Annotated in this window: 11 protein-coding genes; 7 read left to right on the top strand and 4 right to left on the bottom strand. The window is 64.3% G+C overall.

What is annotated here, in order from left to right; genetic code table 11:
• Positions 1 to 3: 3 nt before the first annotated feature.
• The gene (gene gpmA / locus Q1U94_RS00825) at positions 4 to 729 is read right to left on the bottom strand and encodes a 2,3-diphosphoglycerate-dependent phosphoglycerate mutase (RefSeq protein ID WP_300540940.1); all 726 of its coding nucleotides are present in this window, start codon (positions 727 to 729) and stop codon (positions 4 to 6) included.
• Between the two features lie 412 nt (positions 730 to 1,141).
• On the opposite strand from gpmA, the gene Q1U94_RS00820 reads away from it, so the two are divergent.
• The 5 genes from Q1U94_RS00820 to Q1U94_RS00800 all read left to right on the top strand — a co-directional run bounded on the left by Q1U94_RS00820 (position 1,142) and on the right by Q1U94_RS00800 (position 10,008).
• Positions 1,142 to 2,110, top strand: coding sequence for a KpsF/GutQ family sugar-phosphate isomerase (locus Q1U94_RS00820; RefSeq protein ID WP_300540938.1), 969 nt, complete (start codon positions 1,142 to 1,144; stop codon positions 2,108 to 2,110).
• A gap of 143 nt (positions 2,111 to 2,253) precedes the next feature.
• Positions 2,254 to 3,951 carry an ATP-binding cassette domain-containing protein gene (locus Q1U94_RS00815; protein WP_300540936.1) on the top strand — a complete coding sequence of 566 codons (1,698 nt, stop codon included), beginning with the start codon at positions 2,254 to 2,256 and terminating at the stop codon, positions 3,949 to 3,951.
• Entirely contained in the window at positions 3,948 to 5,261 is a 1,314-nt protein-coding gene (locus tag Q1U94_RS00810) for an HlyD family type I secretion periplasmic adaptor subunit (RefSeq protein ID WP_300540934.1), read from the top strand. Before Q1U94_RS00815 ends, Q1U94_RS00810 begins: the two co-directional genes overlap by 4 nt.
• A 9-nt stretch (positions 5,262 to 5,270) precedes the next feature.
• A complete protein-coding gene (locus Q1U94_RS00805) occupies positions 5,271 to 6,605 on the top strand; it encodes a TolC family protein (RefSeq protein WP_300540932.1) in 1,335 nt (444 codons plus the stop codon).
• Between the two features lies 1 nt (position 6,606).
• Positions 6,607 to 10,008, top strand: a complete 3,402-nt coding sequence (locus tag Q1U94_RS00800) for a M10 family metallopeptidase C-terminal domain-containing protein (RefSeq protein ID WP_300540930.1) — start codon at positions 6,607 to 6,609, stop codon at positions 10,006 to 10,008.
• On the opposite strand, the gene rfbD is transcribed toward Q1U94_RS00800, so the two are convergent.
• Genes rfbD through rfbC form a run of 3 tightly spaced genes read right to left on the bottom strand, consistent with a single transcriptional unit; the run spans position 10,005 to position 12,581 of the window.
• A complete protein-coding gene (rfbD, locus tag Q1U94_RS00795) occupies positions 10,005 to 10,910 on the bottom strand; it encodes a dTDP-4-dehydrorhamnose reductase (protein ID WP_300540928.1) in 906 nt (301 codons plus the stop codon). The two genes, Q1U94_RS00800 and rfbD, sit on opposite strands and share 4 nt — an antisense overlap.
• The gene (gene rfbB, locus Q1U94_RS00790) at positions 10,907 to 11,968 is read right to left on the bottom strand and encodes a dTDP-glucose 4,6-dehydratase (RefSeq protein ID WP_300540926.1); all 1,062 of its coding nucleotides are present in this window, start codon (positions 11,966 to 11,968) and stop codon (positions 10,907 to 10,909) included. The genes rfbD and rfbB overlap by 4 nt, the downstream gene beginning before the upstream one ends.
• A 34-nt stretch (positions 11,969 to 12,002) precedes the next feature.
• Positions 12,003 to 12,581 (bottom strand): dTDP-4-dehydrorhamnose 3,5-epimerase, encoded by a 579-nt coding sequence (gene rfbC, locus Q1U94_RS00785; protein ID WP_300540924.1) that lies wholly within the window; start codon positions 12,579 to 12,581, stop codon positions 12,003 to 12,005.
• Between the two features lie 182 nt (positions 12,582 to 12,763).
• Here rfbC and rfbA point away from each other — a divergent pair, with 182 nt between their 5' ends.
• Positions 12,764 to 13,642 (top strand): glucose-1-phosphate thymidylyltransferase RfbA, encoded by an 879-nt coding sequence (rfbA, locus tag Q1U94_RS00780; RefSeq protein ID WP_300540922.1) that lies wholly within the window; start codon positions 12,764 to 12,766, stop codon positions 13,640 to 13,642.
• Positions 13,643 to 13,686: 44 nt separating this feature from the next.
• Positions 13,687 to 14,664, top strand: coding sequence for an NAD-dependent epimerase/dehydratase family protein (locus tag Q1U94_RS00775; protein WP_300540919.1), 978 nt, complete (start codon positions 13,687 to 13,689; stop codon positions 14,662 to 14,664).

The raw sequence follows: 14,664 nt of genomic DNA, 5'->3' as shown, positions 1-14,664 counted from the left end.
GCGTCAGGGCAGGGGCGGCAGCGGCTTGGCCCGCGCTTCGTCGAGATAGCGCGCGGCGCGGATGGTCTCGCCATCCCCGGCAAGGTCGATCAGCAGGGGATTGCCGGTGGGAACCTCGATTTCCATGATGTCGGTGTCGGACACGTTGAACAGGAGTTTCACCAGGGCGCGAAGGCTGTTGCCGTGTGCCGCCACGACAACGTCTTCGCCGGTCTTGAGCCGGGGCTGGATGTCCGACCGCCAATACGGTTCGACGCGTTCCAGGGTGAGTTTCAGCGATTCCGCGGCCGGCAGGAGTTCGCGCGGAACGTCCTTGTACCGTTCGTCATTCACCGGATGATATTCATGGCTTTCCGGCAGGGGCGGGGGCGGCGTGTCGAAGGAGCGGCGCCAGATCTTTACCTGGCCGGCGCCGTGCTTCTGCCGCGTCTCGTCCTTGTTGAGACCGGCCAGGCCGCCATAGTGGCGCTCGTTGAGCCGCCAGGATTTGTCGACCGGAATCCACATCCGGTCCAGCCCGTCCAGTGTGAGGTCGAGCGTCTTGATGGCACGTTTGAGGACCGAGACGAAGGCGTGCGCGGGTTTGAACCCGCTATTGGCCAGCAATTCACCGCAGCGGCGCGCTTCTTCAATGCCCCGATCGCTCAGATCGACGTCGACCCAGCCGGTGAACCGGTTTTCCAGATTCCACTCGCTCTGGCCGTGGCGGATGAGGGCGAGTTGCGGCATGGCTGATGTCTCCCGGTCGCTGACAGTGCCGCAGCGATAGCCCGCAGGCCGCGCCGGGGCAAGGCAAAGCGGCGGCTCCCCGGGGGACATAACCATATGCAGGCGCTGCAGCCTGTGGTATAGCTTAGCCTGTAGAAGTTCCGGGTCGACGTGCCGAGTGGTTTGCGTCCCGTTCCGGGCCATCCCAATCTTGGTCGCCGAACCGTCTGGGGACGGGTGAGCACCTCACCCGGCTTTCGCCCGTCCTCCCAATTTGCGGCGATGACGATTGCTGGTCCCTCTCCGTCCCCCTTACGGACCACGCACAAACCGCCGCTCTGGCCGCGCACGTCTCTTCCCCGGACGTGCGCGGTTCTGGTATGGGACCTCCACGCGCCTTCCGGCCACCCTTCAGGAACTTCAAGGACCGCCCATGCCTGCATTCGATCCCGCCGTCTCGGCACGTCACGTGATCGCGACAGAACGGGACGGGCTCGATGCCCTCTACAACGCCATCGGCACAGACTTCACCGCCACGGTCGAACGGCTCAGCGGCATGGGCGGACGGGTGATCTGCGCGGGTGTGGGGAAGTCCGGCCATGTCGCGCGCAAGATCGCCGCCACGCTCGCCTCAACCGGCACACCCGCCTACTATGTGCACCCGACCGAAGCCAGCCACGGCGATCTGGGCATGATCGGCGAGACGGATGCCGTGCTGGCCCTGTCGAAATCGGGCGAGACGAAGGAGTTGGGAGACCTCATCGCCTATTGCCGCCGCTTTGGCGTCCCCCTGATCGCAATGACCGCGAAGCCGGACAGCACGCTTGGCCGGGCCGCCCATCATCTGCTGACCGTGCCGGACGCGCCGGAAGCCTGTGGCGAGACCCGGGCCCCGACCACGTCGACGACGCTGATGATGGCACTGGGCGATGCGCTGGCCGTGGCTCTTCTGGAATCGCGCGGCTTCACAGCAGCCGATTTCCGCACCTTCCATCCCGGCGGCGCGCTGGGCGCTGCGCTCGCTTCGGTGGGCGATGTGATGCATTCCGGTGAGGAGGTCCCTGTGATCGGCCAGGATGCGCTTATGAGCGAAGTGCTCATCGAAATGACCACCAAGAGCTTCGGTTGCGTTGGCCTGCTCGACGAGGCCGGCGTACTGGCCGGGATCATCACGGACGGCGATTTGCGCCGGCACATGGGGTCCGGTCTCGTCGAACGCCCGGCTCGAGATGTCATGACGCACGACCCGAAGACCGGGCGCCGTGATATGCTGGCCGCCGATGCCTTGCGGGAAATGACCGCCGGCCATCCCAAGATTACGCAGCTGTTCATTGTCGACGGTGACCGGCGTCCCGTCGGCATTCTCCATCTGCACGATCTTCTGCGCGTCGGCCTGACCTGAATCGCACAATCCGGCGGAACGCTCTGGTCGATGGCCCAGCTCGCAGCTATGTTTCCCGGGAGCCGGAGGCCTATGTACTGCCGGGCCGCAACGATCTCGAACCGGAGGCACGCGCGGCGGAGAGCCGGCGGGCTGGAGTGAGTATGCAGACACCCCTGACCCTGCAGGCGAGACGGCGGCTGCGGCCTTATCTGGTGACGCTGGCCGGGTTTTCACTCGCCTCCAGCCTGCTTCTCCTGGTGGCGCCGCTTTACATGCTGCAGGTCTATGATCGTGTCCTGTCGTCGGGCTCGCACGACACACTTATCTGGCTGACGGTACTCGCGGTCTTCCTGCTGGGTGTATACGGTGCGGCAGAGGCCGGCCGTCGCCGCGTCTGCGCGCTGGCAGGCGAGGAAATCGAGGCGCTGCTGTGCCCGAAGATCTTTGCCCGGTTCGAGCATGACACATCGGCTGTGCCTTCGCTGGGCAGGGATCTTGGCGCCGTCGGGCGCATTCAGACAGCGCTCCAAAACGGGTCGCCGCTTCCCTTCATCGATCTTCCCTTCACCCCGCTCTTTCTGATTGTCCTGTTCCTGATCCATCCGCTGCTGGGCGCGCTGGGGCTGGCGGGCGGCATCATCGTGTTCGGTGTGGCCGTCGCGGCCGAGCTGACCACGCGCCAGTCCTCCCAGGTTTCGCAGGCGGCGCTCGGCCAGGCGTCGGAATTTGCGGGCGGCCTGGAACGGCAACGCTCGGCAATGGCGGCGATGGGCCTGGTTCCGGCGGCCTATCAGCGCTGGAAGGTGCAGCAGCGGATAGGCCGGAGCCTGTCGATGGATGCGGCCAAGTCGGACGGCAAGTTCACCGCCATTTCCCGTTCTTCGCGCCAGGTCCTGCAGATCTTCGTGCTTGGCGTTGGTGCGGCTTTGGCGCTGAGCCAGCAAATTTCGCCCGGTGCGATCGTCGCCGCATCGATCATTCTGGCGCGCACACTCGGCCCCATCGACCAGATCGTCGGCGGCTGGCGCAGTTCGGTCCTGGCCTGGTCGGCCTGGATCCAACTGCGCGAGCGCCTGGACGGGATCGCCGACGATACCGCTTTCACCCCCTTGCCGAAGCCCGCGCCGGAGCTTGCGATGGACCGGGTCTCGGTCGTGGTGCCGGGTGGCGAGGAACCACTGATCCGGCCGTTCTCCTGGTCGGTATGCGGCGGCCAGCTCGTCGCCATTGCCGGAGCCAATGGCGCGGGCAAGACGACGCTGCTCCAGACCCTGTCCGGGGCCTGGTCTCCGGGGTCGGGCAGTGTGCGCCTGGGCGGGCGAAACCTGCATGAATGGATGTCTGCCGATCGTGGACAGCATATCGGCTATGTGCCCCAGGATGTCGAACTACTGCCTGCCTCCGTCGCCGAGAATATTGCCCGGCTGAAGGACGACGATCCGGAGGCCGTCATAGCGGCGGCCAGGACGGCAGGGGCGCACGAAGTGATCCTGTCCCTGCCAGACGGCTACGATACACGTGTCGGTCCGGGCGGCGTGCATGTGTCCGCCGGACAGCGTCAGCTGATCGGTTTGGCAAGAGCTATGTTCGGAACGCCGACCCTCCTGTTGCTCGACGAGCCCACAGCCAATCTCGACTCCGCCGCAGCGCCGCGCCTGATCCAGGCTCTCGCCAGGTCGGCGGAATCGGACACCATCGTCCTGGCCGCGACCCATGACCGGCGTCTGATCGAGCGCGCCAGGACGGTGCTCCTGGTGCGGAACGGTGATGTGATGGCCGCTCCGTCGGATCAATTTATCAAACTGGCGACCGGACCCGGCAGTTCAGCCCCTCCAGCCGGCCGGGGAGCGGCGGGATGACGGCAGGCACGGATCTTCCCCGCGGACCGTTGCGCGACCCGTTTGTCAGGCATGCGGCGGTGGCCTGCGCAATCGGTCTCGGCGGTTTCCTGGCCTGGGCCGGGCTGGCGCCACTGGCTGAAGGTGTGCCCGCGGCCGGGCAGATCGTGGTCGAAAACGACCGCCAGGTGGTACAGCACCTGGAAGGGGGGATCATCCAGGACCTCATGGTTCGCGACGGCGACCGCGTCGAGGCCGGCCAGCCCCTGTTGAGCCTGCAGGAAACGGCTTCGCAGGCGGCGCGCGACGAGGTGTTGCAGGAAATTGCCTCGCTGACCGGCTCGCTGGTGCGGCTTGATGCCCTGCGTGGCGGTGCGGAAGCTCCGGATTTCTCCGCGCTCGACGCGTTTGATCTCGGTGCGTCCGAACGGGCCGATATCGTGGCGCGGCAGCGCGACCTCTTCGAGCAGCAAAGACAGGCGTTTGAGGCCGATACTTCGGTACTGATCGCGCGGCGCGACGGGGCCCGGTCGTCGCAGCGCCTGCGCACCCAGCAAATCGTGGTCACCGAGCGTGCCCTCGCCGCGGCAGAAGACCAGCTGTCGCTGCTGCGGGAACGCTATGAGCGGCAGATGGCGCGGCTGGACGAATTGCGTGAACTGGAGCGGGAGGTGGCTGCGCTGGAGGCGGATATCGGCCGGCTTCGCACCGAAGTGGAAGACGCGGCCACGCTGGAGCGCGACCTGGATGGTCAGATCGAGCAGGTGGAGGCCGCCTTTTTCCGCCAGATCTCGGCGGATCAGCTTGAAGTGCGGACCCGTCTGGCGCAGGCCCAGGAACGGTTCAACGCCGCCCAGGACGTGCTCAACCGTTCGGTGATCCATGCTCCGCAATCGGGCGAAGTGCTCAATCTGCGCTTTGCGACCGAAGGCGGCGTGGTCCGTCCGGGTGAGCCGATTTTGGAGATCGTGCCCGACGCCGGGGAATTGACCGCGTCGGTGCGCATTCAGCCCGCAGACCGGGCAGCGGTCTATGAGGGGCAAGCCGTGCGTACACGGATGACCGCGTACAAGAGCTGGACGACACCGCGGCTGGATGGCGAAGTGGTGTCGGTGTCGGCGGACCTCAAGACGGATCAGGTCACCGGTGCGCCGTACTACGAGGTTCGGGTGCGCATTCCGGCTGAAGAAGCGGAACGTCTGGCCGGCCTCGATGTCACACCGGGCATGCCGGTGGAGGTGTTCATCTTTTCGGGCTCGCACAGGACCACGCTGGACTATCTGTTCGAACCGATCAGCGAGTCGCTGTTTCGCGGCGCTCGAACCGGTTGAGGCGTGTTCATGGGAGCTGGATATCGCGTTCTGGGCGTTGCCGCCGCCGTCTGTATTGCGACTGGCAGTCCGGCCTTTGCGCAGACGGATCCGGCTTGTCTCGGGTTTGCGGAGGCCATGCGTCTTTCCGCCCTGCGGGCGCCGGAAGTAGCTGCAGCCGAGGCGCGGCTCGACGAGGCAGAGGCCGAACGTCGCGAAGTGCGGGCCTTGCGCCGGCCCCAGGTTTCGACATTCGGACGCACGGCAAGCGGTGACAATGGCCTGACCAGCAACCGGCTGGAAAACCAGGTCGGTCTGCAGGTTTCCCAGCGCCTCTTTGACTTTGGCGATGCCCGGCTGGCCGAGACGGCGGCCGAGAACACGGTCGACCAGCGTGGGCACGAAATCGCGTCGCAACGCACCGATGCCGCATACACGCTCGCACAGGCCTATCTCACGCGGCTGGAAACGCTGGCGGTGCTCGAGGTGATTGCGGAGCGGCGCGACTATTTCGCCCGGCAGCGCGATGCCGTGACAGATCTGTTGAGCCGGGGCGGAGCCACCCGGGCGGACCGGGCACAGATCGAGGCGCAACTGGCCGGTGCGCAGGCCGATGCGATGGACCTGCACTTCGGTGCGGAGCGCGCGGCAACCCGGATCCGGGAATATACGGGCCGCCCGGCGGACACGTTGTGCGCCGGCGAGGCGGTTGCGGCGGATCTGGACGCGGCCCTCGCCGGGCTGGACACGCTGGACGCGGCGGTTGGCGATGCGCTCGCCGACAATCCGCAGGTGTCGGCCCGCCTGAGTGCGATCCGCAGCCTGGAAGCCCGTCTAGACCGGGAACGCCGGAGCCGTCTGCCTGTCATCGAGGCCGTGGGTATCGTATCCTATGTGTACGACGACCAGCGGGAAGACTGGGAGGGCCGCGACCGTATCGGTGTCGATGTTTCGGTTCCCCTCTATGCCGGCAATGCGCTCGGCGCCCGGCGGGACCGGGCTGCGGCGCGCCTGGCGCTGGAGGAAAGCGGATTGCGCGCCGTACAACGGGAATTGCGGGAACGGGCGGAAATCGCTTTCCGCCGCGCTATATCCCTTGAGGCACAGCTGGTCAGGCGCGAAGCCGTCGCACGAAGCCAGGCGGAGTATTTCGACGCCATTGCCGGCGAGTTCGAATACGGCTTGGGTACGCTGCCCGATCTTGTCGATGCGCGGCTGGATTTCGAACAGGCCCAGGTCGACGTCATATCGGCGCGCTATGAACTGTTGCGGCAGAAACTGGAATTGCTGCGCCTGACCGGGCGCATGCCGGGTGTGGACGGACGTCTTGGCCGTGAGTCCGCTCCGGGAATGGAAGGGGAGTGACATGAGCACGAACACCGATGCCCGCCGGCGCAATCTGCGCGGCAAGACGTTTTCTGCTGTTGCGCTGGCAACGGGCGGTGCGGCCATAATGGCCGGCGGGGCCCGTGCCCAAAGTGGCGAGGGCGGTGTTCCGGACGGCTACAGCGCGGCCGCCGAACTTCCCAATGTGTCGGAAATCGAACGCCTCGCCGACGGATCGGTGCGGATCACGCTGACCGACGGACGCACGCTGGTTTTCGAAGCCGCCGATGTCGCGATTGTGGATGGATATGTCTATCTCGCGGACCCGGCGATCGCCGCGGCCGACTTTGCCGTAGCAGGCGCGGCGGCGGGCGCCGGCGGGGGCGGTGCAGCGCTCGGTCTGCTCGGCGGCGCCGCCCTTCTGGGGGCGGCCGCCGGCGGAGGTGGCGGAGGTGGCGGTTCCAGCCCGCCCCCCCCGACCACGCCGCCGCCCGACCCGAACGAGGCGCCGTCCTTCACGTCGGGCAGTAGTGCCAGTGTCCCGGAAAACACGACCGGCACCGTCTACACGGCCACAGCGGACGATCCCGATGGCGACAGCCTCACCTTCTCCATTGTCGGCGGTGCCGATTCGAGCCTGTTTTCGATCAATTCATCGACGGGCGAGCTGACATTCAATACGCCGCCCGATTTCGAAAATCCCGGCGATGAAGATGGCGACAATGTCTACGAAGTCACTATCCGGGCTTCGGACGGCAGCGCATCGGTCGACCAGACTGTCTCAATCACGGTGACCGACGAGGACGAAGCGCCGGAATTCACGTCCGCATCGTCTGCGTCCGTGGATGAAGGCACGACCGGTACGGTCTATACGGCGGTCGCTGACGACCCCGAAGGCGAGACGGTGACCTATGCCCTGTCCGGCACGGATGCGGCGCACTTCGATATCGATTCCTCGACCGGCGCAGTCAGCTTCGTCACGCCGCCGGACTTCGAAAATCCGGACGATGCCGATTCGGACAACGTCTACGAGATCGTCGTCGAGGCCAGTGACGGGTCCAACACGTCCAGCCGGGCGGTTTCCATTACGGTGAATGATGTGGCCAGCGCCGGCACGCCGAGCTTCGTCTCCGGCTCGACATCGTCTGTCTCCGAAGGCCAGACCTCGGCCTATGTGGCTCTGGCGGAAGACCCGAACGACGATACGCTGAGCTATTCGATCGGCGGAGCGGATGCGGGCCTGTTCAGCATCGACAGCGAGACCGGCGAGATATCCTTCAACGCGACACCCGATTTCGAAGCGCCGGGCGATGCCGATGCGGACAATGTATACACCATCACGGTGACGGCCTCGAACGGGGCAAATACCGCCTCCCAGACCGTGAACGTGAGCGTGACGAATGTGTCTGACGAGGCCGGCGATGTGCCCGACAATGACACGACCGAGATTCACATGGTCTCCGGTGGGGCCTATGTGGGCGAGCTTGAGACGCCGGGTGACGAGGACTGGATCAGGGTCGAGCTGACCGCCGGGCAGCGCTATCAGTTCGATCTTTACGGATCGGGCTCGGAGGAAGTGGAAGACCCCTATATCCGTCTGTACGATGCCTCCGGCAATCTGATCGCCGAGAATGACGACATCTCCCTGGGGAGTATCCGGGATTCACGGCTGGGCTATACCGCCGAAACCAGCGGCGTCTACTACATTGAAGTGGATTCCTGGGAAGACGGTAGCGATGATGAGCGGACCGGCGAGTACACGCTGGAAGTCTCCCACACCGATCCGTTGCGGAACTGGTCCTACCAGGAAATCGCCGACTATCTGCAGACAGGGTTTGGCGGATTGCAGTGGGATGTCTCCTCCGGCGACACGATGACTGTGAATATCACCGGCCTGACCTCCGCAGGCCAGACCCTGGCGCGCGCGGCCCTGGAAATGTGGTCGGATGTTACGGGGCTGATTTTCAGCGAAGTGTCCGGTTCCGCGGACATTACCTTCGACGATGAGGAAGAAGGTGCCTTTGCCGGACCGGACTCGACGGCCGGCGGTTTCATTACCGCGGCAAGCGTCAATGTCGGGACGGAATGGCTCGATACCTACGGCACGTCGCTGGATACCTATTCCTTCCAGACATACATCCACGAAATCGGCCACGCGCTGGGCCTCGGGCATGCCGGTCCCTATGACGGATCGGCGACTTACGGAATCGAGAATATCTATCTCAACGATTCCTGGCAGGCGACGGTGATGTCCTATTTCTCCCAGAACGAGAACACGGAGGTCGATGCCTCGCTCGCTTTCGTGGTCGGTCTTCAGGTCGCCGATATCATCGCGGCGCATGAGATGTACGGCGCCTCGACCACGACCCGTGCCGGCGATACGACCTACGGGTTCAATTCCAATGCCGGAAATACGATCTTCAACGCCAATAACGGTTTCTCGAACGCCACGACCTTCACCATCTTCGACGCAGGCGGAACAGACACGCTCGACTATTCCGGCTCGGGCAGCGACCAGACGCTGGATCTGCGTGAGCAGGCCTATTCCAGCGTTCTGGGCCTGACCGGCAATGTCGGCATTGCCGCCGGAACGGTGATCGAGAACGGTATCGGCGGGTCCGGCGACGACAATCTGATCGGCAATGATGCCGACAACAGGCTGACCGGAAATGGCGGCAATGACCGCTTTTTCGCCTCCGGCGGCGATGACGTGTTCGTCGGCGGCACCGGTTCTGATACGGCCGTATTCTCCGGCTCGGCCGGCGACTACACCGTCACGACCAACGGGTCCGGCAATACCGTCGTCACGGATAACCGGGCCGGCTCACCGGACGGTGCCGTGGAACTGATCGGTGTGGAGACCATTGAGTATGACGGGCTGGACAACTATCCGGACTTCTTCGGCGACGCCGGACCGGACACGTCGGGCGAGGCCGTCGATATCGCTTCGCTTCCCATGGCCGGCAGCGATGCACCGGTGATGAGGCCTCTGGGCTCCGGCGCGCTCCAGGACCTGGTGTCGAACGATGCGGTGTACATCGAATTGCCGTTCGATCTGTCTCCGGCGATCTGGCCGGCCGGCGGACGGCCGGTCATGGAATGGCTCGGCGACGACGATCATACGGATCTGACTGACGGTCACGGCAAGCATGACGATCACCGGCATGTCTACCCGCATCTCGATCCGGCAGACCGGGCAGCCTTCGGGTTGGCGGATGTAGGGGATGGTATCGGGGATGTGGTCCTGGACGATGCCATCGCCTCGAACGGCCGCGATACCTGGCTGCACCTGACCCACGATGCTGACGGTTCGGCCCATGGACCGGCCGCCGCAGCGGTGCCGTACGCTCCGGCCAGCGCCTCGCATTTGCCGCCGGTCGAAATGGCGATCATTGCCGATGAAGGCGACATGCCGCCGAGTGTCGAAGAGGGCTGGCTCTAGCCGGTCTTTGCCCAGTCGCGCAGATCCCGGGCTATTGCGGCCTCGAACGATGGACGTTCGAGGCCGTAGGCATCGGCGATGGCCCGGCAGTCGAGCACGGAATAGGCGGGGCGGGGTGTGTCGGGATCGAATTCGGCCGACGTTGTTTGCCCGACTTGGTGTATGGCCGCCGGACCGCCGACATGCGCAAATATGCGTTCGGCAAATCCGTGCCAGGTGATCGCAGTGTTGCCGCAATAGTGGAACAGGCCACGCACCAGGTCCCGCGTGCCGGCGCGGCGTGCAATCGCCAGAAGGACATCGGCAAGATCGAGCGCGCTTGTCGGACAGCTGATCTGGTCGGTGACGACGCGCGGCGAGCGGCCTTCGGCGGCCATGCGTGCCATCGTCTTCAGGAAATTGTGCCCGAACGGAGAGAACAGGCCCGAGGTCCGCACGATCACATGGTCGTGCAGGCTTGCGCGGATCCGGTTCTCGCCATTCAGTTTGGTCTGGCCATAGACCGTAGCCGGCGCGGCGCGGTCGCTCTCCCTGTAGGGGCGGTCGGCGCGGCCGGAGAACACATAGTCGGTCGAGATATGAATCATCGTGACGCCACAGTCGGTGCATAGCCGGGCAAGCTCGCCCGGGGCGTCGGCATTGAGACGGCGGGCGGTATCGGGGTCGCGTTCGGCGCCCGAGACGTCGGTGAAGGCGGCGGTGTTCACAAGGACCGGTTCGGCCCCGGCTTCGCGGGCGCGATCGAATTCGCGCGTCAGGACTGCCCGGTCGGTGCGAGCGGCGAGGTCGAATTCCGGGCGTCCGAGACTGTGACAATCGATGCCTTCGCCAGCCGCACGAAGCGCCAGTGACCGGGCCAGCTGACCCGACCGGCCGACAATGATCACGACCGGTTTGGTCATGGTGTTGCCAGCCCGCGCCTGGCCAGGCGTTGCTCGTCCGGCAGGCGCGCCAGCGAGGCCTCGACCCAGACCTCATTCTCCAGATACCAGCGAACGGTTTGTGCCAGCCCGGACTCCAGGGACGCGGAGGGAGACCAGCCCAGCTCGCCGTGCAGTTTCGAGGCGTTTATCGCATAGCGGAAATCGTGACCGGGCCGGTCGGTGACAAACTCGATCAGGCGCTCGTGCGGAGCGCGGTCCGGCAGCAGGGCGTCCATTTCCCGGCAAATGGCCCGGACCAGTTCGATGTTGGAGCGTTCCGCATTGCCCCCGACATTATAGGTCTCGCCGAGCCGGCCGCGTTCGAGGATCGTGAACAGGGCGTCTGCATGATCGTCGACATGCAGCCAGTCGCGCACATTCGATCCGTCGCCGTAAACCGGTATCGCGCGGCCCCTCAGCGCATTGAGCGTCACCGTGGGGATCAGTTTTTCGGGGTTCTGGAAGGGGCCGTAATTGTTCGAGCAGTTCGAGATCAGAGTGGGCAGGCCGTAGGTCTTGTTCCACGCGCGCACCATCATGTCGGCCGACGCCTTGGAGGCCGCGTACGGGGAGTTCGGGCGGTAGGCATTGTCTTCGGTAAAGCCTGAATCTTCCGGTTCCAGCGAGCCGTATACTTCATCCGTCGAGACGTGCAGGACACGAAACCTCTCCGCCCGGGCGGCATTGCCATCGGCGAGAAACCTGCGGGCTGCCGCCAGAAGATTGGCAGTACCCTCGACATTGGTCTCGATGAAGACGCCCGGCTCGTCGATGGAACGGTCGACATGTGTTTCCGCAGCCAGATGGATGACCGCGTCCGGCGCATGGTCGGCGAAGACCTGGTTCACGGCCTCGCGATCGACCAGATCGGCGTGCACGAACGTGTAGGCGTTCGACGTCTCGACCGATGCCAGATTGGCCCGGTTGGCGGCATAGGTCAGCGCATCGAGATTGATGACGCGATGGCCACGGGAAATGGCAGTCCGCACCACTGCTGACCCGATAAAACCGTATCCTCCCGTCACCAGCAGTTTCATTGTTTCGCGGTCCCGTTGCTTCGGCCTCGGCCGGTCAATCCTGATAGCTGAAGGGCGAAGCGAAGTCCGCCCAGCTGCCGGCAGCCCGATCCTTGTCCGACAGGACCGCTTCACCGGCGGAGATGCCCCAGTCGATATTCAGGTCGGGATCGTTCCAGACTAGGCTGCGGTCATGCCCCGGAGCGTAATCATTGTCGACCTTGTAGAGAACCACGGTATCGGGTTCACGGGTGACGAAGCCGTGCAGGAAACCGCGCGGCACGAAGACCTGGGTCCCGTCCTCGGCGTCGAGCTCGATGGCACAGTGCTGCCCATAGGTCGGTGAACCGGTGCGGGCATCCACCATGACGTCGAGTATGCGTCCGGTGAGAACACGGACAAGCTTGGCCTGTTGGAAGGGAGGCAGCTGGTAGTGAAGGCCGCGCACCGTGCCGGTCTCTCGCGAAAGCGACTGGTTGTCCTGGATGAAATCCGTCGACAGGCCGGCGGCCGCCAAGTCCCTGCGGTTGTATGCAACCTCGAAATACCCCCGCGCGTCGGAAAAGCGAGGGGCCAGAATGCGAAATGCGCCCGGAAGGGCCAGCGGGTCCAGATGCAGGCTGCGTTTTGTCATGGGCCTGCTATGTCGTCATTTGGCGCTGGGCTCAAGATGAATTGCGGTATCGCGATCACACAGGGGGAGGCCCTTGAGGAGGAATGAGTTTGGGGCTTGCCCTCGTTTCTGGTCCTGTCCAAGTTCCTCCACCGGATTAACGGTGAGCCGGAACGGCTTGCCCGCCGAGTGGGAGCTTCGTTGTGAAGGGAATTATTCTGGCTGGGGGCAGCGGTACACGCCTTGGTCCGTTGACCGTCAGCACCTCGAAACAGCTCCTGCCTGTTTATGACAAGCCGATGGTTTACTACCCGCTGTCGGTGCTCATGCTGGCGGGTATCCGCGAAATCCTCATCATTACCACGCCGAAGGACCAGTCGCGTTTTCAGGAATTGCTGGGCGATGGCAGCCAGTACGGCATTTCGATCTCCTATGCCGAGCAGGCAGAACCGCGGGGCCTCGCGGAGGCCTTCCTGATCGGGCGGGATTTTGTCGGCGACGACCGGGTGACACTGATCCTGGGCGACAATCTCTTTTACGGCCACGGCCTGACGGACACTTTGAGGTCCGCGGTTGCGGAGCCCGGACCGGGGGCGACGATTTTCGCCTATCATGTCAACAAGCCGCAGCGCTATGGCGTGGTCACGATGGACAAGTCGGGGCGGGCAGTGGAGATCGAGGAAAAGCCCGAAAATCCGAAGTCCAACCGCGCTGTGACCGGGCTCTATATCTATGACAACAGCGTGTTGGATATCGCTCGGGAGATCCGGCCCTCATCCCGGGGCGAGCTCGAGATCACGGATGTGAACCGGACGTATCTGGAACGGGGCGAGCTGAAGGTGATCGAGCTTGGGCGCGGAATTGCGTGGCTCGACACCGGTACTTGTCAGGCCCTCCTTGAGGCCTCCGAATTCGTCCGGTCCCTGCAACGCCGGCAGGGTCTGCAGATCGCCTGTCTCGAAGAAATCGCCTTCCTCAACCGGTGGATTTCGCGTTCAGCCCTGGAACAGGTGGAGACCCGCTTTCGCAATTCCGAATATGGCAGGTATATCGGTCAGTTGTTGAGACGGAACCGGCCCTAATCGGATCGGTGCCGGTATTCCGGCAGCCTCAGGGAGATCGCATCTTGTCCGTATTGGTGACCGGTGCTGCCGGCTTCATAGGCTTTCACGCCGCCCGGGCGTTGCTGGAGGCGGGAGAGCGTGTCGTCGGCCTGGACAATCTCAACGCCTACTACGATCCCGTTCTGAAAAAGGCGCGTCTGGCCCAGCTGTCTGCCTGTCCCGATTTCCTGTTCGAAGCAGTGGACCTGGCCGACCATGACGCCGTTCTCGACCTTGTCCTTTCGGAAGCTCCGTCGCGGATCCTCCATCTTGGTGCCCAGGCCGGAGTGAGATATTCGCTCGAACATCCTTTCGCTTACGCCCAGTCCAACCTTGTTGGCCACCTGTCCGTACTCGAAGCGGCACGTGCGCTCGGAGAGCGCCTGGACCATCTGGTCTATGCGTCATCCAGTTCTGTTTATGGAGAGCGGTCGGCGGTGCCGTTCAATGAAACGGACTGTGCCGGCACGCCGGCCTCGCTCTATGCCGCCACCAAACGCGCCGACGAACTGATGTCGTCGGCCTACAGCTCGCTGTATGGAATTCCGGCTACGGGCTTGAGGTTCTTTACCGTTTACGGGCCGTGGGGCCGGCCGGACATGGCCTACTGGCTGTTTGCCGAACGCATGCTTGAAGGCCGGCCGATCGAGGTCTTCAACAATGGCGATATGGAACGCGACTTCACCTATATCGACGATGTCGTGGAGCCGCTGGACCGTGTGTTGAAGGACAATCCGGAGCGGGGGCGGCATGCCGTCTACAATATCGGGGGATCTTCACCGGTCCGCCTCATGGACATGATCGAGGCGCTGGAACGTGCCATCGGTGTTAAGGCCGAGAAAGTCATGCTGCCGATGCAGCCCGGCGATGTGACGCGAACCTATGCGGATACAAGTCGGTTGCAGGCCGACTATGGCTATGAACCCAAGGTGGGACTGGATGAGGGGCTTGCCTTGTTCGCGCGCTGGTTCCGGGCCTGGCGGGATGGCAAGGCGGGCTGA

This window comes from Maricaulis sp., from assembly GCF_030149515.1.
Classification (GTDB): domain Bacteria; phylum Pseudomonadota; class Alphaproteobacteria; order Caulobacterales; family Maricaulaceae; genus Maricaulis.
Note: the sequence above shows the minus strand (reverse complement) of the source record. Positions and strands in the feature narration are given on the sequence as shown.

What these genes read in the sequence shown, in the direction of transcription:
- Q1U94_RS00815 (WP_300540936.1), top strand. Translation starts at nt 2,254, where the DNA reads ATGCAGACACCCCTGACCCTGCAGGCGAGACGGCGGCTGCGGCCTTAT.
- rfbC (WP_300540924.1), bottom strand. Translation starts at nt 12,581, where the DNA reads ATGACAAAACGCAGCCTGCATCTGGACCCGCTGGCCCTTCCGGGCGCA.
- Q1U94_RS00805 (WP_300540932.1), top strand. Translation starts at nt 5,271, where the DNA reads ATGGGAGCTGGATATCGCGTTCTGGGCGTTGCCGCCGCCGTCTGTATT.
- rfbB (WP_300540926.1), bottom strand. Translation starts at nt 11,968, where the DNA reads ATGAAACTGCTGGTGACGGGAGGATACGGTTTTATCGGGTCAGCAGTG.
- gpmA (WP_300540940.1), bottom strand. Translation starts at nt 729, where the DNA reads ATGCCGCAACTCGCCCTCATCCGCCACGGCCAGAGCGAGTGGAATCTG.
- Q1U94_RS00800 (WP_300540930.1), top strand. Translation starts at nt 6,607, where the DNA reads ATGAGCACGAACACCGATGCCCGCCGGCGCAATCTGCGCGGCAAGACG.
- rfbD (WP_300540928.1), bottom strand. Translation starts at nt 10,910, where the DNA reads ATGACCAAACCGGTCGTGATCATTGTCGGCCGGTCGGGTCAGCTGGCC.
- Q1U94_RS00820 (WP_300540938.1), top strand. Translation starts at nt 1,142, where the DNA reads ATGCCTGCATTCGATCCCGCCGTCTCGGCACGTCACGTGATCGCGACA.
- Q1U94_RS00810 (WP_300540934.1), top strand. Translation starts at nt 3,948, where the DNA reads ATGACGGCAGGCACGGATCTTCCCCGCGGACCGTTGCGCGACCCGTTT.